This is a genomic window from Acidicapsa dinghuensis, from assembly GCF_025685685.1.
Classification (GTDB): domain Bacteria; phylum Acidobacteriota; class Terriglobia; order Terriglobales; family Acidobacteriaceae; genus Acidicapsa; species Acidicapsa dinghuensis.
This window is the reverse complement of record NZ_JAGSYH010000002.1, coordinates 653,944-675,128: the sequence shown is the minus strand read 5'-3', so window position 1 is coordinate 675,128 and position 21,185 is coordinate 653,944. Positions and strand designations below refer to the sequence as shown.

At 59.8% G+C, this 21,185-nt stretch carries 30 protein-coding genes and 1 tRNA gene; all 31 read left to right on the top strand.

Going from position 1 to position 21,185, the window contains the following annotated elements:
* Positions 1-4 precede the first annotated feature (4 nt).
* The 31 genes from OHL22_RS06415 (at position 5) to OHL22_RS06265 (ending at position 21,158) form a co-directional block, all read left to right on the top strand.
* Positions 5-259, top strand: a complete 255-nt coding sequence (locus OHL22_RS06415; protein WP_263334514.1) for a hypothetical protein — start codon at positions 5-7, stop codon at positions 257-259.
* Positions 256-552, top strand: a complete 297-nt coding sequence (locus tag OHL22_RS06410; protein WP_263334511.1) for a hypothetical protein — start codon at positions 256-258, stop codon at positions 550-552. The genes OHL22_RS06415 and OHL22_RS06410 overlap by 4 nt, the downstream gene beginning before the upstream one ends.
* Positions 553-755: 203 nt before the next feature.
* Positions 756-1,343 (top strand): hypothetical protein, encoded by a 588-nt coding sequence (locus tag OHL22_RS06405; protein WP_263334509.1) that lies wholly within the window; start codon positions 756-758, stop codon positions 1,341-1,343.
* 13 nt (positions 1,344-1,356) lie between these two features.
* The gene (locus OHL22_RS06400) at positions 1,357-1,797 is read left to right on the top strand and encodes a hypothetical protein (protein WP_263334507.1); all 441 of its coding nucleotides are present in this window, start codon (positions 1,357-1,359) and stop codon (positions 1,795-1,797) included.
* Between the two features lie 8 nt (positions 1,798-1,805).
* Positions 1,806-2,336, top strand: a complete 531-nt coding sequence (locus OHL22_RS06395) for a nucleoside triphosphate pyrophosphohydrolase family protein (RefSeq protein WP_263334504.1) — start codon at positions 1,806-1,808, stop codon at positions 2,334-2,336.
* A 97-nt stretch (positions 2,337-2,433) separates the two neighbouring features.
* Positions 2,434-2,904: an ASCH domain-containing protein gene (locus tag OHL22_RS06390; protein WP_263334502.1), complete on the top strand. Its 471-nt coding sequence runs from the start codon at positions 2,434-2,436 to the stop codon at positions 2,902-2,904.
* A 52-nt stretch (positions 2,905-2,956) separates the two neighbouring features.
* Positions 2,957-3,748 carry a helix-turn-helix domain-containing protein gene (locus OHL22_RS06385; protein ID WP_263334500.1) on the top strand — a complete coding sequence of 264 codons (792 nt, stop codon included), beginning with the start codon at positions 2,957-2,959 and terminating at the stop codon, positions 3,746-3,748.
* Positions 3,745-4,017 (top strand): helix-turn-helix domain-containing protein, encoded by a 273-nt coding sequence (locus OHL22_RS06380; protein ID WP_263334498.1) that lies wholly within the window; start codon positions 3,745-3,747, stop codon positions 4,015-4,017. The genes OHL22_RS06385 and OHL22_RS06380 overlap by 4 nt, the downstream gene beginning before the upstream one ends.
* Positions 4,018-4,097: 80 nt before the next feature.
* A complete protein-coding gene (locus OHL22_RS06375; protein ID WP_263334495.1) occupies positions 4,098-4,415 on the top strand; it encodes a hypothetical protein in 318 nt (105 codons plus the stop codon).
* Positions 4,396-4,656: a hypothetical protein gene (locus OHL22_RS06370; RefSeq protein WP_263334491.1), complete on the top strand. Its 261-nt coding sequence runs from the start codon at positions 4,396-4,398 to the stop codon at positions 4,654-4,656. The genes OHL22_RS06375 and OHL22_RS06370 overlap by 20 nt, the downstream gene beginning before the upstream one ends.
* 4 nt (positions 4,657-4,660) lie before the next feature.
* Positions 4,661-5,218 carry a terminase small subunit gene (locus OHL22_RS06365; RefSeq protein ID WP_263334488.1) on the top strand — a complete coding sequence of 186 codons (558 nt, stop codon included), beginning with the start codon at positions 4,661-4,663 and terminating at the stop codon, positions 5,216-5,218.
* Positions 5,215-6,492: a PBSX family phage terminase large subunit gene (locus OHL22_RS06360; protein WP_263334486.1), complete on the top strand. Its 1,278-nt coding sequence runs from the start codon at positions 5,215-5,217 to the stop codon at positions 6,490-6,492. Before OHL22_RS06365 ends, OHL22_RS06360 begins: the two co-directional genes overlap by 4 nt.
* Positions 6,493-6,642: 150 nt before the next feature.
* The gene (locus tag OHL22_RS06355; RefSeq protein WP_263334484.1) at positions 6,643-6,969 is read left to right on the top strand and encodes a hypothetical protein; all 327 of its coding nucleotides are present in this window, start codon (positions 6,643-6,645) and stop codon (positions 6,967-6,969) included.
* Entirely contained in the window at positions 6,957-7,160 is a 204-nt protein-coding gene (locus OHL22_RS06350) for a hypothetical protein (RefSeq protein WP_263334482.1), read from the top strand. Before OHL22_RS06355 ends, OHL22_RS06350 begins: the two co-directional genes overlap by 13 nt.
* 219 nt (positions 7,161-7,379) lie before the next feature.
* Positions 7,380-7,691 carry a hypothetical protein gene (locus OHL22_RS06345; RefSeq protein WP_263334479.1) on the top strand — a complete coding sequence of 104 codons (312 nt, stop codon included), beginning with the start codon at positions 7,380-7,382 and terminating at the stop codon, positions 7,689-7,691.
* A complete protein-coding gene (locus tag OHL22_RS06340) occupies positions 7,691-7,843 on the top strand; it encodes a hypothetical protein (RefSeq protein WP_263334477.1) in 153 nt (50 codons plus the stop codon). Before OHL22_RS06345 ends, OHL22_RS06340 begins: the two co-directional genes overlap by 1 nt.
* Before the next feature lie 7 nt (positions 7,844-7,850).
* Entirely contained in the window at positions 7,851-8,057 is a 207-nt protein-coding gene (locus OHL22_RS06335) for a KTSC domain-containing protein (RefSeq protein WP_263334475.1), read from the top strand.
* A gap of 11 nt (positions 8,058-8,068) precedes the next feature.
* Complete coding sequence (locus OHL22_RS06330; protein ID WP_263334473.1) at positions 8,069-8,611, top strand: hypothetical protein; 543 nt, start codon at positions 8,069-8,071, stop codon at positions 8,609-8,611.
* Positions 8,611-10,695, top strand: a complete 2,085-nt coding sequence (locus OHL22_RS06325; RefSeq protein ID WP_263334470.1) for a portal protein — start codon at positions 8,611-8,613, stop codon at positions 10,693-10,695. Before OHL22_RS06330 ends, OHL22_RS06325 begins: the two co-directional genes overlap by 1 nt.
* A gap of 8 nt (positions 10,696-10,703) precedes the next feature.
* A tRNA-Met gene (locus OHL22_RS06320) sits at positions 10,704-10,782 on the top strand.
* Between the two features lie 59 nt (positions 10,783-10,841).
* Positions 10,842-11,870 (top strand): hypothetical protein, encoded by a 1,029-nt coding sequence (locus tag OHL22_RS06315; RefSeq protein WP_263334468.1) that lies wholly within the window; start codon positions 10,842-10,844, stop codon positions 11,868-11,870.
* An 18-nt stretch (positions 11,871-11,888) separates the two neighbouring features.
* A complete protein-coding gene (locus OHL22_RS06310) occupies positions 11,889-13,127 on the top strand; it encodes a P22 phage major capsid protein family protein (RefSeq protein WP_263334465.1) in 1,239 nt (412 codons plus the stop codon).
* A 72-nt stretch (positions 13,128-13,199) separates the two neighbouring features.
* Positions 13,200-14,222 (top strand): hypothetical protein, encoded by a 1,023-nt coding sequence (locus OHL22_RS06305; protein WP_263334463.1) that lies wholly within the window; start codon positions 13,200-13,202, stop codon positions 14,220-14,222.
* 80 nt (positions 14,223-14,302) lie between these two features.
* The gene (locus tag OHL22_RS06300; RefSeq protein ID WP_263334461.1) at positions 14,303-14,851 is read left to right on the top strand and encodes a hypothetical protein; all 549 of its coding nucleotides are present in this window, start codon (positions 14,303-14,305) and stop codon (positions 14,849-14,851) included.
* Positions 14,852-15,628, top strand: coding sequence for a hypothetical protein (locus tag OHL22_RS06295; RefSeq protein ID WP_263334459.1), 777 nt, complete (start codon positions 14,852-14,854; stop codon positions 15,626-15,628).
* A complete protein-coding gene (locus OHL22_RS06290) occupies positions 15,629-17,206 on the top strand; it encodes a hypothetical protein (RefSeq protein WP_263334456.1) in 1,578 nt (525 codons plus the stop codon).
* Complete coding sequence (locus OHL22_RS06285; protein ID WP_263334454.1) at positions 17,206-17,388, top strand: hypothetical protein; 183 nt, start codon at positions 17,206-17,208, stop codon at positions 17,386-17,388. The genes OHL22_RS06290 and OHL22_RS06285 overlap by 1 nt, the downstream gene beginning before the upstream one ends.
* Positions 17,385-19,505, top strand: a complete 2,121-nt coding sequence (locus tag OHL22_RS06280) for a hypothetical protein (RefSeq protein WP_263334450.1) — start codon at positions 17,385-17,387, stop codon at positions 19,503-19,505. Before OHL22_RS06285 ends, OHL22_RS06280 begins: the two co-directional genes overlap by 4 nt.
* Positions 19,505-19,684 carry a hypothetical protein gene (locus tag OHL22_RS06275; protein ID WP_263334448.1) on the top strand — a complete coding sequence of 60 codons (180 nt, stop codon included), beginning with the start codon at positions 19,505-19,507 and terminating at the stop codon, positions 19,682-19,684. Before OHL22_RS06280 ends, OHL22_RS06275 begins: the two co-directional genes overlap by 1 nt.
* Entirely contained in the window at positions 19,681-20,142 is a 462-nt protein-coding gene (locus OHL22_RS06270) for a GNAT family N-acetyltransferase (RefSeq protein WP_263334446.1), read from the top strand. The genes OHL22_RS06275 and OHL22_RS06270 overlap by 4 nt, the downstream gene beginning before the upstream one ends.
* Positions 20,142-21,158 (top strand): hypothetical protein, encoded by a 1,017-nt coding sequence (locus tag OHL22_RS06265; RefSeq protein ID WP_263334443.1) that lies wholly within the window; start codon positions 20,142-20,144, stop codon positions 21,156-21,158. The genes OHL22_RS06270 and OHL22_RS06265 overlap by 1 nt, the downstream gene beginning before the upstream one ends.
* The last annotated feature ends 27 nt before the right edge of the window (positions 21,159-21,185 follow it).

Genomic DNA, 21,185 nt, shown 5'->3' with positions numbered 1-21,185 from the left:
TGCGATGGCGCGGGAATGGGATCTGACGAGCACGCATTCGCTGGAGGCCGCGGCGGAATGGCTGCGCAAGAAATCGGATGCGCTGATTGTTGTGGTGATTCGGCCGCAGGATGGGGCGCTGGCAGTGGATGAGCAGATCGATGTACTGGATGTGCATGATCGGTTGTGGGACGGAAGCATGCCGAAGTTATTGGGCAGGCTGCGCGAGATCAGGGATGGGCAGCGCGCGAAGCTGCTGAAGAGGGAGGCGAAGCGATGAGCTACACGGGGCCGATGGTTCACCTGAGCACCGGGCAGAAAGTGTTTTGCGCGTGCGGACGATATGCCACGCTGACCTGCGATTACGGCGCGCACGACAGCCAGGCGTGCGACGCGCCGATCTGCGAGGTGTGCGCGACGGATGCAGGGCGCGGGTATCACTTTTGCCCTACGCATCTGCACAAGGTGCTTGATGACTCCGGAGCCAGCGAGCCGCCGCACGCGCTCGACGATGTTGTTGCAGTCAATCCAAACCAAAGGAGGTGCTCTCCATCTATGCCAACTGCTCATTGAGTGGATCTGTTTTGAGCCAGCGGGGCTGTGCCCTGCTGCCAGGCCATCTTGAGGCAACTCGCACCCCCGTGTATCGCGAGAGGGAAGGGAACGCCCGGCTTCGGTGGCCTGGCAGGAGGGCATGAGCACACATGTCCGGAGTGTGGCGAAACGTGCTATTGCGATCTGGAAGATCACGAGAGCGAAGCAGGGGAGGGAGAGGAATGAGCGTGCTGACTGTGGAATCGGTTATCGACGAAAAAGTGATAGAGAACTGTGAGATCAACGATGCGTGCGAAGCGGGCTTGAGCTGGTTGCGTAAGAAGCCGCGAAGCTTTGCCGACCTCCGCGACCATCGCATGGATTGGTATAGGTGGCTGGCTGAACACTGCACAATTTCTGACGTCCTCGATCAGCTGGCCACAGACACCGTGGCGTATGTGCGTTGTGGCGTTGCGGAGAATGCTGCCACGCCGCCGGCGACGCTGCGGCAGCTGGCCACAGACACCGAGGCGGATGTGCGTTGTGGCGTTGCGAAGAATGCTGCCACGCCGCCGGCGACGCTGCGGCAGCTGGCCACAGACACCGAGGCGGATGTGCGTTGGGGCGTTGCGAAGAATGCTGCCACGCCGCCGGCGACGCTGCAGCAGCTGGCCACAGACACCGTGGCGGATGTGCGTTGGGGCGTTGCGGAGAATGCTGCCACGCCGCCGGCGACGCTGCGGCAGCTGGCCACAGACACCGTGGCGGATGTAACTCGCGCTGCACGGGTGAGCTTGCGCCGGGTAGCTGCGGGGGTGACGTGTGGGTGAGGAGCGAAAGGATTTGCCGCGTGTGCGGCGGCGGTACTCGCTCAATGAGCCGGTGTGGGGTGTGCAGGTTGGCGATCGCTTTTGGATTTTCAACGGCAAGCAGTCGGCCAGCGACGCGGCTGCGGAGTGGGTAGTGCTGAAGGATCGGCTGGGCGATGGTGTCTCGATCGAGGGGATGCCGCCGGCGCCGGTGGATCCAGGCGAAGATATGCGGGCGGTAAACCTGGCGGCTGACATCGCAGTGCGCTCGGCGCTGTCCTCCATCGTAAGTCGCGGCACGGTGGTGTCGGGGCACCCCGGATGGATCGATATATCGATGAATGCCGGGAAAGGAGATGTCTTCTGGCTCATGCGCAAGGATGCTTTGTATCTGGAGCTAGCGGGGCTGCTGCACTTTCATTCGGACAGCGTGGTGAGTTTGGATAAATCAGCCGAAGAATACTTTTGCTCGTGAGATGGAGCGTGGATCCGCGCGATGCCAGGCGGGTGATTGACGGGACGGGCGGCGAGATCTGCTATGCAGACAGCTACATGATCGCGGCGAAGATTGTGCGGGATCATCGGGAATTTTGGGAGGAGAGGATGTCAAGAGCTGAGATGACCTTTGCTGAGTTTCAGCGAAGGAATATAGCGCGATCGCGTATTGCGTTTCCGACGTGTAACGACTGGTCACTGAACGACTGGGCCGTGGCGCTGGTCGGTGAAGCCGGTGAGCTGTGCAACCTGCTGAAGAAGAACCGGCGCGCGCTTGCGACGGATGAGCGATTTCTTTTGGATGGTCCGTTTTACGAGCAGGCGCGCCAGGCTGTGATTGACGAGCTCGCTGACGTGATCATCTATGCGGATCTGATGCTGTCGCAGCTGGGGGCCAGCACGGCCGAAGCTGTGGGTGCGAAGTTTGATGAGGTTTCAAAGCGCGTGGGTTATGTGGATGTAGGTGAATTGATATCAGCGCCGCCGTCCGAGGGGGGAAAGTCGATCCCGCGTGTTTGAGAGCAAGTGGCGGAGGGTAGTGGTGAAAGTGGGCTGAGTGTTAAGGGCGATGGCTCCGCGCGAGCGGCGATTTTGGAAGGGTAGCAGGGTGAGGGGAATGAAAGCGCTGAGTGTGTTGCCACCGTGGTGGTGGTTTATTTTGCATGGCTACAAAGACATCGAAAACCGCAGTTGGCCGACGAACTATCGCGGCACGGTGTACTTGCATGTCGGTAAGACGTTTGAGTATGAGGAGATTGTCGAGGATCTGTGGACGATCTTCAACCGCATGCCTGGCGTGAAGCTTCCGGGAGCAGATGCGATCGACTCGAATAACTTTGTCCCGTTTGTGATGAATCTGAAGTGCGCGGCCGGCTGCATCGTGGGCAAGGTCGACATCGTTGGCTGCGTGAGGGAGAGCCCATCGCCGTGGTTCGAAGGGAAATTTGGTTTCCAGCTTGCGAATCCGGTGGCGTTTGCGCTGCCGGTGCCCTGGCGCGGCATGCCGGGTTTGTTTGACGTGCCAAGTTCAATCGAGCTTGCTTCGGGTTCAGCGGTTAAAGGGGTTCGAGGTGAGCGACAGAGCTAGCGGATATGTTCGGGAACTGCGGATGTGTCCGAACGGTGAGCTGATAACGGTGATGGAGAAGTACACGGCGTTGATTCTCGCAGACAACCATCAACAGCGCGCGCAAAGGAAGACGTATCCGAGCGTGCCCTCGATGGCTGAGGACGCGCTGATGAGCGAGCGCACCTTTCAGCGGAACCTCGCGGAGCTGGAGCGCAAGGGTGTGATCCGGCGCGAGTGGCCGGACGGAAAAGGGCGCGGAAAGCTGACGTATTACTACTTTCCGGAGCTCGATGAACGCGGTTCAAAACGGCAAGAAAGAGGTGTGGAAACCGATGAGAAAGGGTGTCAATCTGTCACCCTTTTTTTGCAGGAAGGGTGTCAGAAGGGTGACAGAAGGGTGACAAAAACGGGGTCCCCTATATTGAGTAACAAATACAACAAAAGCAACAAAGAACCACTCCCCCAACCCCCGCAAGGCGGGGGCGATGGTGCCGTGAAGCAGCCGGCGCCTGGTGGCTTGGCTTCGATGCGTGCCGTTGCCGTGATGAACCCGGTGACTGAGCAGGCGGTAGACCAGGTGATGCAGGGGTGTGGTTTTGGGCGGAGGCGGGTGCGAGCGCTTTTGCGAAGGGCGGTTCAGCTGGAGGTGGACAAGGGTGAGCCTGCGCCGTCGGTTGCGCTGGCGATGATTGCGGCGTGGAAGCAGCAAGCCGCTACGGCGGCTCAAGGTTTCTTCAGCTGCGCGCCGTACGGGGTGGAAAAGTTTTTTGGGGACGGGCATTGGCGCAACCCTGGGAGCTGGCCGTGGGATAAGCGGGCGCTAGATCGGCATGCTGAAGCGAGCGTGGGGGTGATGCGATGAGCGATGACCGCCAGGAGGAGATGCTTCGGCGCAGGATTGGCTCGCGGATTTATTTCCGGCGCGGTGAGTTGGGAATCACGCAGATCGAGGTAGCGGCTCGCAGCGGCGTTCATCGCAACACGATCTATCGGGCGGAAGCAGGCTTGACGGTGCCCACAATCCTGCAGCTGTGGAAAATCGCGCAAGCCATGGACGCGAAAATCGAGGATTTTTTGCAAGATTCACCATCGAAGGTTCGTTTTGCACTTGAAAGCGAAAAAGCGTTGTAATCTCTTCTTCGGAATAACCAAGCAAGCGTTTCTCCTCGCTTCACGGTTCCGAGCGCCGATAGGCTCGGCTCCCCAAACATATGAAAAATACTCGTGTCTTCGATGTCGACTCGAAGGGTCGATATACGCTCAAGTTCTCTCAGGTCGAGAAGCGGGTGGCTGACTGCCTGCTGGCCTGGGTGGTGAAGGGTGTGTCGTTTCGCAAGCTCACGCCGGCTGAGGCTGTGAGGGCGCGCAATGAGGCTGCAAGGCTGCGCGAGCCGCTGCCCTTTGCGGAGCTGCCTGGGCTGTTGTACAGGCCTGCGGCTGGGCGTGAGGCTGGCACGCGCCTGCAGCGTACGCGCGCTGTTGAGGCGAACAGGTTTGCACAGCCGGAGTATGCCGAGCAATCCGCCTGATGAGGGTGAGCTGGCCGCGGAGGTGGCAGCCATGCAGTTTGCTGGCGGCATGTCGATCGCGGAGCTGGCAGCGGAATGGGATCGCGACGAGGAGTGGGTAGAGTCGGCTGTGCGCCGGGAGTTGCTGAAGCTTATTCCGCGACGCGATGGAGGATTGAAGGCCACGCGCGCGGAGATGCGACTGGAGAGCAGTGAGGCGCTGGCTGCTGTGCGTGAGGCGCAGGGTACGCTGGGATGGTGAAGGAATGACGCCGAAGCAGGCAAAGTGGTACGGGGAATACATCAAGGATTTCAATGCATCTCGCGCCTCGCGTGTCTGCGGATCGTCGGAGGCGAGTGCCGCCGTGGACGGCGCCCGAATGCTAAGAAATGCTAATGTTTCCGCAGCTGTTGAGGCCTGGAAGGCGCGCAATCTCGCCAAGTATGAAATCACTGCTGAGCGTGTGCTGGATGAGCTTTATAAGCTCGCGACGTATGATGCCGGAAACCTGTACGACTTCGATGGGAACCGTATTCCGGTGCATCTGCTGGACGACGTGACGCGCGCAGCCGTGTGCGATGTCGAGGATGAGACGACCGAAGCTACAAAGCTGGAAGCGAAGACGGGGGCGGCGCCGGAAGCGCTCAAGACTGTCAAACGCAAGCAACGGATCAAGCTGGCCGAGAAGGGTCAGAACCTGGAGCGGCTTGGGAAGTACTTCGGGCTTTTCGGTGATCCGGAGTTGAGGCTCAAGATGAACCCTGGACCTCAAGGGTTGCCAGCGAACAGTGAGATCACTGTGACGCTTGTGCGAGCGGGATGAACGTCGAGATTCCGGAGTGCGCGGGGTTTCTGTTTGAGCCGGCGCGATTCAAGGTGATGTGGGGCGGCCGCGGGGGCGTGAAGAGCTGGAGTATTGCGCGGGCTCTGCTGGTGTTGGCGCGATCCCGGAAGCTTCGTATCGGCTGCGCGCGCGAGACGATGAAGTCGATCGATGATAGCGTGCATCAGCTGCTGCAGGATCAGATCGCGGCGCTGGGGATGCAGGACTTCTTCTTTCCGCTGAAGAAGATGATTCGGGCGCGCAATGGATCGACGTTTACGTATCACGGGTTGCGAGATCGCAGTGTGCACAACATCAAGTCGCTCGAGGCCGTCGACATCCTGTGGGCGGAAGAGGCGCAGAACGTAACGAAGAACTCATGGAACACGGTGGTTCCGACGATCCGCAAGCCGGGCTCGGAGATCTGGGCGAGTTTTAATCCGGTACTGGCGACCGATGAGACGTATCAGCGCTTTGTGGTGCATCCGCCGAAAGGTGCAGTAGTGGTACAGACGAGCTATCGCGACAATCCGTATCTCTCGGACGAGCTGAAGCAGGATATGGAAGATCTGAAGGCGCGCGATCCGGATGAGTTTGAGCATGTGTACGAGGGTGTTTGCAGGCCTGCGGTGCAGGGAGCGGTGTACAAGGAGCAGCTGATCGCGGCAGAGAAGGCGAACCGCATCACGAGTGTGCCGTACGATGCTTCGCGGCCTGTTGACACGTTCTGGGATCTCGGTTTCGGCGACAATGTCTCGATCTGGTTTGCGCAGTCGATCGGTTTCGAGTTTCGGCTGATTGACTTTGTCTCGGACTCGCTGAAGGACGTGAGTTTTTACCTGAAGGAGCTCGGCAAGCGGGACTATGTCTACGGCAAAGCGTTTCTGCCGCACGATGCGCGTGCGAAGACATTGGCTGCCGGTGGACGCAGCGTGCAGCAGCTCGTCGAGGCCGGCGGCTATAGGGTGAGGATTGTGCCGCAGCTCAGCCTGGTGGATGGCATGGCTGCTGTCCGGGCGATCTTTAACCGATGCTGGTTTGACGCGGAGAAATGCGCCGAAGGCATCCAGGCGTTGAAGCATTACCGCTATGAAAAAGATGAGCAGATGAGCGACGCGAAGCATGAGGTATTCAAGCGAGAGCCGATGCATGACTGGGCGTCGCATCCCGCGGATGCCTTTCGTTACTTTGCTGTATCGATTCGAGAGCCGGAGCGGGAGAAGGCGCGCGTGGAAGCGCAGGCGCCGCCGGTGCGGGTGGGAGTGTGGAGCTAATGAACAAGCCGAAAATGTTTATGCGGGAAGGCGCTTGGCGATGCGAGTACCCCACTGGCGACTGGATGCTGGCTAAATCTGAGGATGGAAGCGTTCTGCTAATCCATGAGGCGATCAGAATGTTTGCCTGGTTGCTGCGGCAGAGGAGCCATGGCAAAGCTGTTTGAGGGCGTCGACAAAGGACGCATGACGGCTGAGTACCTGGTTGCCGAGATTTTCTCGCGGACGCAGCGGGTAGTGGATTCAGATGTGCGAGTGCTTACGGAACGTCAGTTTGCGGCTCTGCGCGGTCTGATCCTGAGCGAGGAGCCGAAGGGGACTGTCCTGAGAGGTGACGGCGGATCGATGGTGTGGATGCCGCCGGGCCCTTTGAAGTATGTGCTGACTGAGTATCGGGCGAGCGGTAGGCGTTCGTTGACGCGGATGAAGACTGCCCACACGGGCGGGGAGAAGGAGCCTATGTTATGGGAAAGTTGAAAGCGGCGACGCGGAATAGTCTGCCGGGCAGTGAGTTTGGTGAGCCAGGATCGCGGAAGTATCCGATGCCGGATAAGAGCCACGCGGCGAATGCGAAGGCGCGAGCCACGCAGATGGTGGAGAAGGGCAAGCTTTCATCTGCTGCTGCATCGCGGATCCGCGCGAAGGCTAACCGGATTCTGGGCGAGTAGACAGGAAAAGGATTCCCAGCGGCTGCGGACATGATGGCTGCAGCCTTAGGCCCTTCGGTGATAGTCGGCAATGAACCGCCGCCAGTATTGGGACGGGGAAACGAGGGGCAACCGGGACGCGCCGGCCGCGCACGGGCCCGATGCGGGTGGAAATCGGGATGAGCCAGGCAAATTGGCACGGGGCGGTGGAAGGCCGCCCAAAAAGGCAGGAGCAAAGCGATGAATCAGTCGGAAGTGATGGACCTGAACGCGAAGTCGCGTGAGAAGAAGAAGGATTATCAGCTGGATCATGTGGAGATCCATCCGGAACGTGGCGCCAATGGTAAGCCAGTGAAGGGAGGTGGCCATGTGGTGCATACGATTCATCGTGAGAGCGGCGAAGAGTACGGCCGATCGCGCCGTGCGGAGAAGCCGTTTGGCGCGGGGGATCATGAGGCCATGTTGGCGCATGTTGCCAACGAGCTCAAGCTGCCTGAGCCAAGTGGCGACGTAGAAGACGACAAGGACTCTGCGGCCGGGGCGGCGGACTGATGGCCTGGTCTGCACCGATGATTCATGCGCTGCTCTTGCGCACGGCAGCGCCCAAGGCGGCGACGCCGCTGCGCGTGCCAATGGTTAACCGGCCGGCGCGCAGCCCTTCGCCGAAGGGTGTCGGTACTTCGACTGGCAGCGGCTACAAGTGAGGTAGGCATGGCGATTGATAAAACGCCGGTGCAGTCATCGGCGATTTCGCAGGTAGGGTACGATCCGCAGACGAAGACGATTCATGTTGGGTTTCGGTCAGGCGGTACGCATCCCTTTGGACCGTTTACGCAAGAGGAGTTCGATCGGTTTCGCAACGCGCCGTCGATCAGCGAGCATTTTCACTTGCACATTCGGTCGAAGGCAATCAAGTAGGGGGGGGTCAGGTGAATCAGGAAGAGAAGCGGCAACTCGAGAACGAGCTCATGGTGATGGGGCTGCCTGGGCTGGACGATCCGGCGCTAGTGCAGGCGATGGCGGATCTGGTGAATGGATATCCGTATCCTGCGGAGCGGGCCGACTTCTTCTGCGAGATGTTGAACGAGTGCGAAGGGCCGCGGCGACGCGAGATGTACGAAGCGATGCGACCGCGGCTGTCGTTTCCGGTGCCGTCGCTCGATGCGTGTGAGGCGCGGATCGCGGCGAGAGCGGAGCGGATGATCCGGCCGAGGGGAATGCCAGGGAAGCGCCCAGCCGACGCGCCGATTGAGGAAGTGATTGCGGTGCACACCTGCGGCCGTTGCGGCAAGGGGGAAGAGCACGCTGGCCAGACTATCGCGGATGCGATGGGCAATGCCAAGAAAGCCGGATGGGGACGCGGGACCGAGGCTGGAACGCTGTGGTGCGCGGAATGCAGGCTGGCGATGATGCCTGCGAAGATCTTCGGCAATTCATTTACGAGCAACGCTGCAGCTAGAAGGGTGAACTGATGGCCGACGAGGTGAAGGACGCGGCAGCGGACTCGAAGCCAGGCAGCGATGAAGCACTACTAGTGGAAGTGCGCAAGGACTTCACTTACGCCAAGTCGTACTGGCAGGAGAATTACGAAGAGGCGGAGAAGGACATGGATTGCGTCCTGTGTATTCCGCCGGAGGACTTTCGCAACGATCGTGCGGGCCGGCCTTGCCTCTGGCCCGACGAGATCTCGCAATACGTAAACCAGACGAACAACAATCTGCGGCAGACCAAGCGAGCGATCAAGGTTTCGCCGCGCAGTGAAGAAGCGAAGGACGTCGACGCGGAGCACCGCCAGGCGTATATCCAGGGGATCGAGTATGCGTCGAAAGCGCAGTCGATCTATGCGACGGCGTTTGAGAGCTGCGTGGAGTGCGGATTTGGCTACTGGCGCGTGCACCTGGTAGTAACGGGTCCGAATGGCGAACAGGAACCGCGGATCCGGCGTATTCCGAACTGGGCGACGGTGCTGCCAGATCCCGATGCGCGCGAGTCAGACTTCAGCGATTCGAATGTGTACTTCGTGACGGACACGATGCGGCAGACGACGTTTGCCAAGCGCTACCCGAAGGCGCAGAAGCGCAGCTTCGAAGGATCGGATAGCGAGAAAGCTCCGGGGTGGCTCGACGGCGATAACATCACCGTCGCTGAGTGGTGGAAGCGCGAAGAGCACGTCGACAAAGACGGCGTCAAGCATTACACGGTGACGCAGCGCATCACGAATGGCCTCGAGATCCTGGAGACGAATGAGTGGATCGGTTCGTGGATCCCGATTATCGGATGCTTTGGCCTGGAGAAGTACAAGCGCGCGGGTGGGACATCGAAGCGAGTGTTTCTGTCGCTGGTGCGGCGGGCGCGGGGATCGCAGCAGATGCTGGCGTACATTGCTTCGCAGGAGGCTGAGGAATTCGGGATGGCCCCGCGGGCTCCGTATCTGGTTGTCAAGGGATCCGTGGATTCGCAGCAGTGGAAGCTTGCTAATAAGCAGCCTACGGCGTACCTGGAGTGGTTCCCTCCGGAAGATTGGAATGTGCAGCAATTCGGGCCGCCGCCGATGCCCGCGCGGCAACCGTTTATCCCCAACGCTCAGGCGTATGAGATTGCGTATGAGCGTTGGCGCCGGTCGATACAGGCGTCGATGGGCGTGATGCCTTTGCCTACTTCGGCGCAGCGGCAGAATGAGAAGTCGGGGATTGCGCTGACGAAGATTCAGAGCCAGGAGTCGATTGGCAGCTTTCACTTTACGGATAACTTTGTGCGGGCGCTGACGAACACTGGCATCCAGATCAATGAGCTGATCACGCGCCTGGCGGAGCTCGATTCGCTGCCCAAGCAGGTGCTGGGGCGCGACCAGAAAGGCGAAGACAAGACGCTGCGCATTGCGCCGCAGCGGCAGGAGGGCGAAGAGGGGCAGATGCCTACCGAAGCTGCGGATTCGCAGCATCTGCCGGAAGCTGATCTCTTCTTTGCGCATCGCGGAGAGTTTGAGGTGGCGATCTCGGATGGGCCGAGCGACATGTCGCAGCGGGATGAGGTCTCCGAGTTTGTGGACACGCTGCTGCAGACGCTGCCGTCGATGGGTTTGGCTCCGCAGCTGATGCAGCAGATCATTGCGATCGCGATCCGGTTGAAGAATGTGGGCACCTATGGCGATGAAATTGCCGATTTGTTGGCGCCGCCGAATCAGCAGGATATTCCGCCGCAGGCTCGGGCGATGGTGATGCAGGCGCAATCGCAGCTGCAGATGGCGATGGCGGAGATCCAGCAACTGAAGCTCGAGAAGCTGGGCAAGGTCACGGAGTTCCAGGGCAAGATGGCGCTGGCCGATAAGGAGCAGGAGACGAAGGTGCTGGTTGCCGAGATCTCCACGAAGGCGCAGAACCTGATGGAGCGGATGAAGGCCTTCGAAGACATGATGGCGCAGTGGCATAGCCAGGCCCATGATCTGGCGATGCAGAGCCAGCAGCAGCAAGCCGCAATGGCGCAGCAGCAGCAGGCACAGCAGGCCGCGGCTGCCCAGGCGCAGCAACAGCCGGCTCAAGCGCCGCTAGCGCAATAGAAAGTTATCGCTGGGATCGAGCAACGGTGGCTCGTCGGGCTCATAACCCGAAAGGCGTAGTGGGTTCAACTCCCACCCCAGCAACCAAGCTTCAGGCAATGAAGGAAGTTCTCGCCTGCTCGGCGTAAGAGCCCAAGGAAAACAACATGGCAGAAGAGACGGCAGTCGCGGCCCCGTCAGCCGCGGTGGAAGCACCGAAGTTTACGCAGTTTGATGGCTGGGATGATGACGGAAACCCCGTTGTCACGAACAAAGCTGAACCCAGCAAAGAAGACAAGCCGGAAGGGGCGGAGCCGGCATCCGCTGACGCGTCGAAAGAGACGAAAACCGATGATGTGGCTGACTCGGCGGCCAAGAATAGGCAGGAGAAAACTCGCAGGCCTACGGTCGAGGAACGCTTTAAGAAGCTGACCGATGACCACAAGGCAGAAGTTGCCAGGCTGCAGCGTGAGCTGGAAGAAGCTCGCAAGCCGAAAGCTCCCAGTGGGGAGAAAGAGACGAAAGCGGAGTCGTCGACCGCACGGCAGAACGAGCGGCAACCGGCGCTGGAAACGCGACCCAAACCCAAGTTCGAAGACAAGGGCGCCGATGGCAAGCCGTTGTATGGGAACTATGAGGAATTCCAGGAGGCGGTGACCGACTGGAGGGTCGAGCAGAAGCTGGCGGCTCGTGAACGCGAGCAACAGGCGAAACAGGTGTCGGAAGCTTTGCAGGGCAGGCTGGAAGAGGCGCGGGGACGCTATGCGGATTACGATTCGGTGGCGAAGCCGCTCTTTACCGAGCTGATGAAGCCCGATATCTCTCGCGAAGTGATTTCGGTGCTGGATCAATCGCCTGTGCTGGCTGACCTTCTCTACGTGATAGGCGGCACAGAGGCCTCAAAGGCCGATTTTCTGGACGCCTGCCGCAACAACCCCGGAAAAGCTCTGCGCGTGGCCCTGCTGGCTGAGCAGGAGATCGCGAAGGAGCTCGGCAAGGGGAAGACGGCGACGAAGCCTGAAGGCGATGGCAAAGCTACTCCTGCAGAACAGAAACCGCGTGCGCCGAAGCCTCCCACTGAGGTAGGAGGGCGAGGAGCGCCTGGAGAGGATGCTCTGATTTCGGCCGCGAAAGCGGGGAATTTTCGTGATTTCGACGCGGAAATGACCCGGCGCGCTCTGGCCTCGCGCAGATAAGGCCCCGGAGGAATCTAGGTGGCAAACAATTTTGCAACAACTAATTGGATCTCGATGAAAGTTCTTTGGTTTTTGAAGAACTCTTGCGAGATCGCGTCGATGTTTAACAACGGTTGGCAGGAGGACTTTGAAAAGGGATTTCCGGTTGGATCGTCTATCCAGATTCCACTTCCTCAGAGCTGGCTGGTAACGAGTGGCTTGGCCTACCAGGAGCAAGGCATCAACAACATGATGACCACGCTGACGATTGACCAGACGAAAGGCATACATTTCGGCTGGGATCAATTGGAACGCATGTTGAAGCTGAATCGCAGCGAAAAGGAAATTGAGGAGAAGTTTCTGCGCCCCGCCGGTGCCCAGCTGGCTCAGCAGGTGGACTCGGATGCAGCGAACTGGGCGGCTACATGGACTAACAACGTGGTAGGCACGCTGGGTACGGATTCGACAACCATCGATTTCGCGCTGGCAGCCGATCAGACCCTCTTCACGTTGGCTTGCCCCGCGGAAGGCACCAGGCATCTCTGCATGACGCCCAGTCTGATGCGCAGCTACGTAAAGAACAATGTAACGCAGTTCAATCCTGCGCCGGAAATCAGCCGTATGTTCCGCAAGGGCGTGATGGGTACAGCTGCTGGATTTGAGTGGTATCGCTCGAACTCGCTGGTTTCGCATACCTGCGGCACTGCGCCGACGGGTGGCGTGACTGTGGTGGGCGCTGGACAGTCCGGCGCCGCATTGACGGTGACAGGGTCGGCTGGGCAGACGATCAATCCGGGCGACAAATTCAGCATTGCTGCTGTTAATGCTGTCAACCCACGGACTCGTATCAGGACCTCGCTGGGGCTCAAGCAATTTGTCTATGCGGGAGGCGCTCCGTGGGTGCTGACGGGCGGAAATGACGTCATTCCGATTTCGCCGGCAATCTTTGGACCTGGCTCGCAATATCAGAATGTGGATGCGCTGCCCGCAAACGCGGCGGCATTTACCTTTTGGCCGGGCACGACAACCCCTTCTGGTCTGACCGGCACGATTTCGCTGGCAATGTCCCCTTATGCCTTCTCGATCGCTTATGGAAAGTATGAGAACCCCGAGGCGGTGGAACGGGCTGAGCAGGCTGTCGATCCTGACACTGGCGCCAGAATCGCGTTTGTGCGTGCGTGGGATCAATACAACTACAAGATGACCAACCGCTACGACATGGCCTATGGATTCGGGAATAACTACCCCGAACTCTGTATCGCTATCGCTGGAGCTTAAACCTTTGCTCTCTCGCCTCGGCCAGTAATGGCCGGGGTGAGAACCAACAAATAGCCAACCATGGAGACTACAGTGAAACGATTTGCAGCAGTACTGTCTTTCCTGGTGGTTTTGGCGAGCATCGGCAACGCCCAGACCATCTTGCTTACTACCACGCTCTCGTCGGCCGTCGGTAATACGGTTTCATCGGCGCTGACGACTGGCAACATGGGCGTTATCTCGCTGGCCTCGGCCACTGGGGTGAGCGGCCCGATGCCGAATACGGGGAATGTGGCGGGACTTGCCACATCGAATGCATCCACTTACCTCTATGTCGACCGTGAGCTGATGCAGGTTGAATCAGTGAATGGAACCTTCATCACTGTGGCGCGGGGGGTAGGATCAACGTCTGCAGCGTCGCATGCTTCGGGCGCGCTAGTGTTTGTGATCCCGGCGCCCGCGGTGGCTTATTGGAGTGGCGGCAGCCTGCAGCAAAATGCACGCCAAGGAAGCTGTTCGCGAACGCAAGAGATATATCTACCGATCATCCAGTTCAGCTCGGGCATCATCACTGACTGCCAGGGCGGCCAGTATGTGAACGGAGACACCTCGCAGACCACGCGCGGCACCTTCTATCGGCTGGAAGCTCCGACGATTGGGGCGGTGTCGAATGCGGCTGTGATCGGGACTAACTCGACGGCGGTAGCGGCGGAACTCTATTGCACGGAAGTGAGGATGCCGTATAGCAGGCTGCTGACGGGCTACGCGCCGCACATCGGTACCACGGGCGGCACGGACAAGTGGATTGTGGCATTGTACGACTCGGGCGGCAATCTGCTGGCCAACAGCGCTCTTGCCGGCACTACGGTGGGCAGCGGGAATGCGTGGCAGGCAACGGCGTTTACTTCGCCTTACTACGCGGTGGGCCCGTCGCAGTACTACGCGTGCCTGATGAGCAACGGGACAACCGCGACGATCGATACGGTGACGACAGGGAAGGATGACAACATTCTTACTTTCAAATCCGCGTCGGCCGGGACGTTTGGGACGCTGCCCAATTTCACTGCGCCTACTGCGTTTAACAGCGTGTCTGGGGCTTACGGGTACCTGTACTAACGGCTGCGCACAACAAGAAACCACAACGAAAAGCAGGGCGGTGCCGTGTGACCGCCTTGCGCTTTGAAGGAGATTGAAAAATGGCACCCACAGCAATTGACGACGAGAAGTTGGGGGGGATGAAGGTTCTTGATCTGAGCAAGCCTCAGGGATATGCGCAAGGCTTGCCGGTGAAGCAGATTCCGCATCAGGAGTATCCGCGGGTGATCTATAAGCACCCCAATGCGCCTTTCTACGTGGAAGAGCACCGCAACGTGAACCATGAGGTAGTGCACCGCGAGGTGAAGTCGGCCGACCATCGCACGCATGTGTGCAAGAGCAAGAGCGAGCATGAGCAGAAGCTGGCAGAAGGCTGGAAGAATGAACCTTATATTCAGCTTGCGCCGCCAGACCCGATGGATGATCTTTACGCCGAGGTGATCGCGGCGGACATTGCGAGAAAGAGCGGTCAGCCGCAAACCGAAACGGAGTTTGATCCTGCGGCAGCGCAGAGATTCCTGCGGTCGCGCGGCTATAAGTCGGAAACGCCGGAGGATGCCGCCGAGTATGTGAAGGCGATGGCGGCGAAGGACCGCAGGGGCTTTCTCAAGCAGCTCGCTGAGTTTGTTGCAACGGGTGAAGCCAAGTAAATGGCCGTCACGTTCAATGGATCCGCTGTAACGGCGCGGGCCGCTGACTTGATCCAGTCGGCGGCCTACGAGATTGGCGCGTTCTCGCCTGGCGAGGCCGTGAACCCGGCGGAGGCTCTATGGGGCCTGGAAGTGCTGCAGCGGATCATTGATCAGTGGAATGCGAAGCGCGGGATGATCTACGCAGTCAGCTTCGATCTATATAACCTGACCGCGAACCATGGCCCGCATACCATCGGCCCCACCGGTGATTTTGATACTGGACCTGCCGCCAACTACCGGCCGGTACGCGTGGCCTCGGCGAGCTTTGTGCTGAATCCTGGCTCGACGAATCCTGTTGATCTGCCGGTGCAGATGAGAGACAAGGATTGGTGGGCGGCAAACCCGCTGAAGTCGCTGACCTCGAGCATCATTACCGACTGCTACTATGAGCCGGCGTCGCCGAACGGGAATTTGAACTTCTTCCCGATCTGCAATACGAACGGCGTCGTGCGGCTGGAGCAGTGGAGCTCGCTGGCCCAGGCGTTGACCCTGCAGACGCAGCTGGGTCTGGTGCAGGGCTATTGGGAAGCGCTGGTGGCAACGCTTGCGCTTGCGCTATGTCCGAGTTTTGAGAAGCAGCCCTCTCCGGTACTGGCAGCTCGGCAGGCGGCGGCGGTGAAGACGATCTTTGAGAACAACGACCCGCCGCCTCGGATCGATACGGCGAGCGGGATGCCGGGGACTGCGGGAACCGGGCGCCCTGACTTTAACTTCCTTACAGGGATGCGCGGATAGATGGCGCGCTTCGGGTTTGTGGGGCCTACGTATACCTCGCAGTCGATCATTGCGGATAGCCAGCGGTGCATGAACTGGTATCCGGAGGTGATCGAGAGCGGGCAGGGGCAGTCGCAGATGGCGCTCTACCGCACGCCGGGGCTGAAGCTGCTGGTGACGCTGCCGACCGGGCCTGTGCGCGGATGCCTGGCGGTGACAGCGGGGCCTGCAGGTGGAACATCTTTCTGGGTGGGCGGCGGGGTGCTCTATCAAGTCTCGGCTGCCGGGGTGGCGACGGCGATCGGCCCGGTGGGCAATGACTTTCTGCCCGTCTCGATGGCGACGAACGGGAGCGCGGGCAACCAGCTCTGCATCTGCTCGGCGGGGCAGATCTACATCTACAACCTGAGCGCGCTGCAGCCTACTGGAAGCATCGGCCTTGCGCCGAACACGCTTTCGGGTACGATGGGCGGCCTGCAGGGCTTTGCCTCGAAGGTGCGGTTCTGCGATGGCTACTTTGCGGTGACGCTGGCGAACACCAACAAGTTCCAGGTGTCGGCGCTCGAGGATGGGACGAGCTGGAATCCGCTGTCGGTGCAACAGGTGGAAGTCTTCCCGGAGAATATCGGCGGGATGGAAGTGGCTTACCGGCAGCTCTGGATCTATGGCGTCGACGGCCACGCGCAGGTGTATTACAACAGCGGCGCGAATGCCATCACACCTTTTGATGTGATCGGCGCCGGCGGCGTGGGATTTATGGAAGAAGGGATCAACGCGCCGAATTCGCTGGCGGTGCTGGACAACGCGCCCTTCTGGATTGGCGGCAACGCGAACGGCGCGGGCATAGCCTGGCGGGCGAATGGATACACGCCGACGCGAATCTCGACTTTTGCGGAAGAAACGGCCTGGGCGAAGTATCCGAAGAAATGCAGCGATGCGATCGGTTACAGCTACCGGGACCAGGGGCATACGTTCTGGGTGCTGCGCTTCCCGAGTGCCAACAATGGCTTTGGCGCGACCTGGGTGTACGACACGGCGACGCAGATGTGGCATGAGCGCGGCTACTGGTCGCAAGAGGGCTATACCGGGTACAAGGCGCATCTGTCGACCTGCCATTGCTGGGCATTCAACATGCACCTGGTGGGCGACTGGAACAGCGGCAACATCTACGTGATGGACATTGCTTACCTTGATGACAACGGGACGCCGTTGCGAAGGTCGAGGCGCGCGCCGCATGTATCGAGCGAGCGCCAGTGGATCACCTTTCACGAACTCGAAGTGGTGATGGATGCGGGCGACGGGCCGATACCGCCGCTGGTGGATGGAGCGGGGAATCCGCGCGGGCCTCAGGCGATGTTGCGCTGGTCAAACGACGGCGGCCGCACCTGGGGCAATGAGCACTGGGCAGATGTGGGCCAGGGTGGCAACTACAACACGCGCGTGCGATGGCTAAGGATGGGCCGGGCCCGCGATCGCGTGTATGAGCTGGTGGTGAGCGACCCGATGCCCTGGCAGATTATCGATGCGGATCTGCGGGCGACGCCGGGCTTTGATGTGCCGACGGAGCGGCTCGCGAAGCAGTACGGAAAGATGACCTGATGTCGACTTCTGCGAAGCCCGTATTTGCGGCGATGGCATATACGGATCCGAAGACGGGGATGCTGACAGGCGGCGCGCAGCAAGCGCTGGCACAGTGGCAGTCTGCGATCACTGAGCTGCAGAGTCAGGTAGCGACATTACAGGCGCAGGTAGCTGCATTGCAGAAAGGGACAGGAAATTGAAGAAGCTGGTTTGGTTTGTGCTGTCGCTGTGCTGTGCGAGCGCAATGGCGCAGGTGGCGGTGTCGCCGTGGAAGAGCCCGCATGTGACGTTTAGCGACCAGAACGGCGTACCGCTGGCTGGCGGATGCGTATTCACGTATCTCGGCGGGACGTCGACGCAGGAGGCGACGTATACCGATTCGACTGGAAACACGCCGAATGCGAATCCGGTAATTCTCGACGCCTCGGGGAGCGCGAACATCTGGCTGGGGCCGGTGAACTACAAGTTCGCTATCTGGAGCAATGGGGGCATAAATTGCGCGAGCGGCGCGCTGCAATGGACGGTCGATGAGGTGCCGGGGAATGTCTTTAACAATGTGGTGATCTCCGGAGGTACGTGGACGGGCGGCACGATCACCGGAGCGGCGATCAGCGGCGGCACAATTACAGGCACGGCGATCACGGACAGCACAATCGATTCATCCCCGGTAGGTCAGACCACTCCCTCAACCGGTTCATTTACCAGCCTGGCCAGCGGTCTGGATGCGATGACGTTCAGCTCGACGCCTGTGTTTAATGCCGGGTCCTACGGCTATTTCACGATGACGCTGACGAATAACGTGACATCGTCGACGATCACGGGAGGATTGAACGGGCAGGAGCTGACCTGGAATATTTGCCAGAATGGAACGGGGCAGACGATAGGTGGCATCACAACCGGCTTTACCTTTGCATGGCCGACGAATCTGCTGAACGCGCCGCCGATCAACCCAATTCTTAACTCGTGCACGATTGTGAATGCTTATGGCAACGGGGGATTCTGGTACGTCGAGTCCTATACGCCGCAGGTTGTTTACGGAAACTTCGACACGGTGCCTTATAGCGCGACGCCGATCTTTCCTGCGGCGAGCTATTCGAATTTTGCCATCACGCTGACGGGGAATGTGGCCTCGAGCACGCTGACCGGAGGCGTGATGGGGCAGATCGTGACGCTGGATATATGCCAAAACGGCACGGGCGGCAATACCTTCGTGTGGCCGACGAACCTGCTGAACGCGCCAACTGTCTCGGCCGGCGCGAGCTCGTGTACGGGCGCAACGGCGGTCTACAACGGCACGAACTGGCAAGTGGTGGCGAACTCTTCGGTGACGAGCACTACGCCGCTGACGGGCAATCTCGATACCATCCCCTTCACTGCCACGCCCATCTTTTCGACGCAGAACTTCAGCTCGTTTGCGATGACGCTCTCGGGCAATGTGACGTCGAGCTCGATCTCGGGTGGTGTTTCAGGGCAGCTGATTTCGATTGTGCTGACGCAGGGATCGTCGAGCGCTTCAGGGCCTGGCTCTGCGCCTACTTTTTCGACGCTGACGACGGGCGGAAACCTGCCGGGCACCACGACCTACTACGCGAAATGCACCTGGCTCACAGGAACGCAGGAATCGTTGCCCAGCTCGGAGGCGAGCGAAACCACGGGCTCCGGAGCGACGAACTCGATCACGTGGAACTGCCCTGTGGGTGCGGGAGTGACGGGGTACAAGTTCTATATCGGCACGGGGACGGGCGCGGAGAACTATTGGTTTACGACATCGAGCGCTTCGTATATCCAGATCGGTGTGCCGAGCACGGGGACGCCGGGGCTGCCGCCGACATCGAGCACTTACACGGTTTCATGGCCGGCGAACCTGATCAATCCACCGGTGATGGCGAATGGCCTTGGAGCGACCACGGGCCTGATTGCGCTCTATAACGGCACGAACTGGGTGACGGTAGGGACGAGCGGCAGCGGCTCAAACAGCGTGCAATGCAGCGGTGGAAACTGCTACCGCGCGAACACGGATGGCAGCTATGAGGAGTGGGGAACGACGCCTACCTTTGGCGGCCAGGATGGCGGCAGCTTCTCGATGACGTGGCCGCATGCCTTCACGAATCTGGCGAGCATTACGGCCGTCTTCAGTCCCACGCAGTGCGATAGCGGCGGCCCGTCGACGTGCGCCGCTAATCCTGGTGGATCGTCGAACAACATCTATGCGTGCTTTATCGAGACGGCGAGCCTGACGGCGCCGACAGTGGTGTACTCGAGCAGCAATACGGTGACGTCGCCGGCCGCTTGCTACTTCCATGTGATTGGGTATTGATGACAACTCTTGAAAAGATTCAGACGGAAGTCGATCCGAGCGTGACAGAGGAGACGCCTGTAGACGCTTTAGGTCTCGATTCTTTAGAGCTCGTGCAGCTTCTGCTGGATCTAAACATCCCGCTGGAGAAAGCCGTGGATCTCAATACGGTTGCCGATCTCATTCGGGAGTCGCATTGATCGCGATTCAGGTCGAGCGCTGGGCTGAGTTCTATCCCGACAGCAAGCTCGTTTTCCCGGAGCACTGGCGGGAGCTTGCGCTGCATCAGGACGAGATCCAGCTGTCGATCGACGAAGAAAAGTACGCCAATCTCGACCGCCTTGGCATCCTGCTGATTTTGACGGCGCGCGAGGATGGGAGACTGGTTGGGTACTATCTCTGGTTTCTGATGCCTCACCTGCACTACGCGTCTTCGGGGCCGATGGGGTTGACGGATATGTACTTCGTGCTGCCGGAGTGCCGACGGGGAACCGGCGCGAAGCTCTTCCTGGCCAGCGAGCGTGAGTTGCGCCGGCGCGGAGTCGTGAAAGCGATCACCAGCTGCAAGGTGCATGAAGATCACTCGGAGTTTCTGAGGGCGCTGGGATGGGAACTCTCTGACTTGACGTTTGTGAAGCTTCTGAAAGGCGGTTCCTGATGTCGGTAACGGGCGGAATCATGGCAGGCGTTGGAGCGCTCGGAAGCCTGGGCAGCGCGGCGATGGAGTCGAGTGCTGCCGACAAAGCTGCGGAGACGCAGGCGAATGCCGCACAGCAGGCCGAGCAGCTGCAGGGGGATCTGGGGCAGGAGTCGCTTGGATACGAAAATTACCAGTATCAGCAAGATCGCGCGAACGAGCAGCCCTTTTTGCAGAGCGGCGCGAACAATCTTGCGACGCTGAATTATCTGCTGGGACAGGGTTCTCCTAACGCTATACCAGGCGGGACGGGAACCGGAGCGGGAAGCGCGTCGAGCGGACAGACGCTCAGCATTCCTGGCATTAACGGGTCAGTTTCCATCCCCGGAGTGCAAGGTCTCACCGGGACTCCGAATACGAATCTTGGGGCGTTCGGATCGCTCCTGCAGCAGTATCCTGGCGGCCAGTTCACAGCGCCCACGGCCGCGCAGGCAGCGCAGACGCCTGGCTATCAGTTTGCGCTGAATCAGGGTGAGAACGCAGTGCAGGCCAGCGCTGCGGCGAATGGCTCGCTGCTGACGGGCGGCACGCTGAATGCGGAGCAGCAGTTTGGGCAGGGGCTGGCCAACACGAACTACAACAATGTCTACAACCAGGCGCTGCAGAGCTACAACACGAACTACAACACCTGGGCGAACAATCAGGCGAACCAGTTTAACCGGCTGGCGGCGATGGCTGGAATGGGCCAGACCAGCGCGCAGAAGCTCGGCGCCGCGGGGATGCAGTCGGCGGGTCAGGTGGCGCAGACGCTGGGCAATACCGGAGCAGCGATTGGTCAGGACAACATGAATGCCGCGAGTGCCACTGCTACGGGTTATTTGAACAGCGCCAACACGTGGGGCGGAGCATTCAACGGGATCGGAAACAATGTCAGTCAACTGGGGATGCTTTACGCCATGATGAACGGCAATGCGAATTACAACGGCGCTGGCGGCGTGGGTGGAAGTGGCCAGGACGAACTGAACTACGCGGGGTAAACAATGTCAAGTCCTCCATTAATTCGC

Coding starts and splice junctions, on each gene's coding strand:
- OHL22_RS06275 (WP_263334448.1), top strand. CDS start 19,505: ATGACAACTCTTGAAAAGATTCAGACGGAAGTCGATCCGAGCGTGACA.
- OHL22_RS06385 (WP_263334500.1), top strand. CDS start 2,957: ATGGAGAAGTACACGGCGTTGATTCTCGCAGACAACCATCAACAGCGC.
- OHL22_RS06335 (WP_263334475.1), top strand. CDS start 7,851: ATGGCGATTGATAAAACGCCGGTGCAGTCATCGGCGATTTCGCAGGTA.
- OHL22_RS06350 (WP_263334482.1), top strand. CDS start 6,957: ATGGGAAAGTTGAAAGCGGCGACGCGGAATAGTCTGCCGGGCAGTGAG.
- OHL22_RS06355 (WP_263334484.1), top strand. CDS start 6,643: ATGGCAAAGCTGTTTGAGGGCGTCGACAAAGGACGCATGACGGCTGAG.
- OHL22_RS06375 (WP_263334495.1), top strand. CDS start 4,098: ATGAAAAATACTCGTGTCTTCGATGTCGACTCGAAGGGTCGATATACG.
- OHL22_RS06410 (WP_263334511.1), top strand. CDS start 256: ATGAGCTACACGGGGCCGATGGTTCACCTGAGCACCGGGCAGAAAGTG.
- OHL22_RS06300 (WP_263334461.1), top strand. CDS start 14,303: ATGGCACCCACAGCAATTGACGACGAGAAGTTGGGGGGGATGAAGGTT.
- OHL22_RS06340 (WP_263334477.1), top strand. CDS start 7,691: ATGGCCTGGTCTGCACCGATGATTCATGCGCTGCTCTTGCGCACGGCA.
- OHL22_RS06390 (WP_263334502.1), top strand. CDS start 2,434: ATGAAAGCGCTGAGTGTGTTGCCACCGTGGTGGTGGTTTATTTTGCAT.
- OHL22_RS06265 (WP_263334443.1), top strand. CDS start 20,142: ATGTCGGTAACGGGCGGAATCATGGCAGGCGTTGGAGCGCTCGGAAGC.
- OHL22_RS06405 (WP_263334509.1), top strand. CDS start 756: ATGAGCGTGCTGACTGTGGAATCGGTTATCGACGAAAAAGTGATAGAG.
- OHL22_RS06295 (WP_263334459.1), top strand. CDS start 14,852: ATGGCCGTCACGTTCAATGGATCCGCTGTAACGGCGCGGGCCGCTGAC.
- OHL22_RS06370 (WP_263334491.1), top strand. CDS start 4,396: ATGCCGAGCAATCCGCCTGATGAGGGTGAGCTGGCCGCGGAGGTGGCA.
- OHL22_RS06345 (WP_263334479.1), top strand. CDS start 7,380: ATGAATCAGTCGGAAGTGATGGACCTGAACGCGAAGTCGCGTGAGAAG.
- OHL22_RS06315 (WP_263334468.1), top strand. CDS start 10,842: ATGGCAGAAGAGACGGCAGTCGCGGCCCCGTCAGCCGCGGTGGAAGCA.
- OHL22_RS06360 (WP_263334486.1), top strand. CDS start 5,215: ATGAACGTCGAGATTCCGGAGTGCGCGGGGTTTCTGTTTGAGCCGGCG.
- OHL22_RS06325 (WP_263334470.1), top strand. CDS start 8,611: ATGGCCGACGAGGTGAAGGACGCGGCAGCGGACTCGAAGCCAGGCAGC.
- OHL22_RS06380 (WP_263334498.1), top strand. CDS start 3,745: ATGAGCGATGACCGCCAGGAGGAGATGCTTCGGCGCAGGATTGGCTCG.
- OHL22_RS06415 (WP_263334514.1), top strand. CDS start 5: ATGGCGCGGGAATGGGATCTGACGAGCACGCATTCGCTGGAGGCCGCG.
- OHL22_RS06365 (WP_263334488.1), top strand. CDS start 4,661: ATGACGCCGAAGCAGGCAAAGTGGTACGGGGAATACATCAAGGATTTC.
- OHL22_RS06290 (WP_263334456.1), top strand. CDS start 15,629: ATGGCGCGCTTCGGGTTTGTGGGGCCTACGTATACCTCGCAGTCGATC.
- OHL22_RS06285 (WP_263334454.1), top strand. CDS start 17,206: ATGTCGACTTCTGCGAAGCCCGTATTTGCGGCGATGGCATATACGGAT.